The sequence below is a fragment of the Actinoplanes sp. NPDC048791 genome (genome assembly GCF_040650095.1).
Lineage (GTDB): Bacteria > Actinomycetota > Actinomycetes > Mycobacteriales > Micromonosporaceae > Actinoplanes.
The window spans coordinates 1-788 of record NZ_JBEZGQ010001673.1; the positions used below are offsets into that span (position 1 = coordinate 1).

The 788-nt window shown below is 74.5% G+C and carries 2 protein-coding genes; one reads left to right on the forward strand and one right to left on the reverse strand.

Going from position 1 to position 788, the window contains the following annotated elements; translation table 11 throughout:
* The coding region (locus AB0C29_RS49510; protein ID WP_360835482.1) for a TetR family transcriptional regulator C-terminal domain-containing protein at positions 1 to 435 on the forward strand (435 nt) is incomplete at its 5' end.
* On the opposite strand, the gene AB0C29_RS49515 is transcribed toward AB0C29_RS49510, so the two are convergent.
* The coding region (locus tag AB0C29_RS49515) for a (Fe-S)-binding protein (protein ID WP_360835484.1) at positions 411 to 788 on the reverse strand (378 nt) is incomplete at its 5' end. The genes AB0C29_RS49510 and AB0C29_RS49515 overlap by 25 nt on opposite strands.

The following is a 788-nucleotide window of genomic DNA, read 5'->3' on the forward strand; positions in this document are numbered from 1 at the left end:
GGCGCGCTGCGGCACTACTTCGCCACCCGCGCCGAGCTGCTCGCGTTCGCCTGCGAGCAGGTCATCGACCGGGCGAGCGAGCGCATCCGCGAGCTCGACCCGCCGGGCACGCTGCGCGAGCAGATCGGCGCCGTGCTCGCGCAGACCATGCCGCTGGACGCCGAACGGCACACCGAGGCGTCGATCATGTTCTCGTTCCTGACGCTCGGCCTCGGCGACCCGGCGCTGGCCCGGGTGCAGCGCCTGCACTTCACCGCCATGTACGAGCTCTGCCTGCACCTGGTCCGCCAGCTGGTCACCACCGGGCCGGAGGCGGCCGCCCGCCGGTTGCACGCGGTGGTCGACGGCCTGACGGTGCACGTCCTGGCCGGCCACCTGAGCCCCGAGGTGGCGGGGGCCGAGCTGGACGCCTATCTCGACGAGCTGGCCGGCTGAAGCAGCGCCGACACCGGCAGGCCGCGGATCGACGCGTCCAGGACCCGGGCCGTGTGGGCGAGAGCGATCTCGCCGCCGAGGCGCTGGACCGAGGCCGCGACCTGCATGAGGCAGCCCGGGTTGGCCGTGACCAGCAGCCGGGCCCCGGTGGCGAGCACGTCCTTGGCCTTGCGGTCGCCCAGCTCGGCCGCCGGGCCGGGGTTCAGCACGTTCCAGATGCCGGCCGAGCCGCAGCAGATCTCCGGGTCCGCTATCTCCCGCACCTCGAGCCCGGGGATGCCGTTGAGCAGGGCCCGCGGCTGCGCCCGGACGCCCTGGGCGTGCGCGAGATGGCAGGCGTCGTGGTAGGCCAC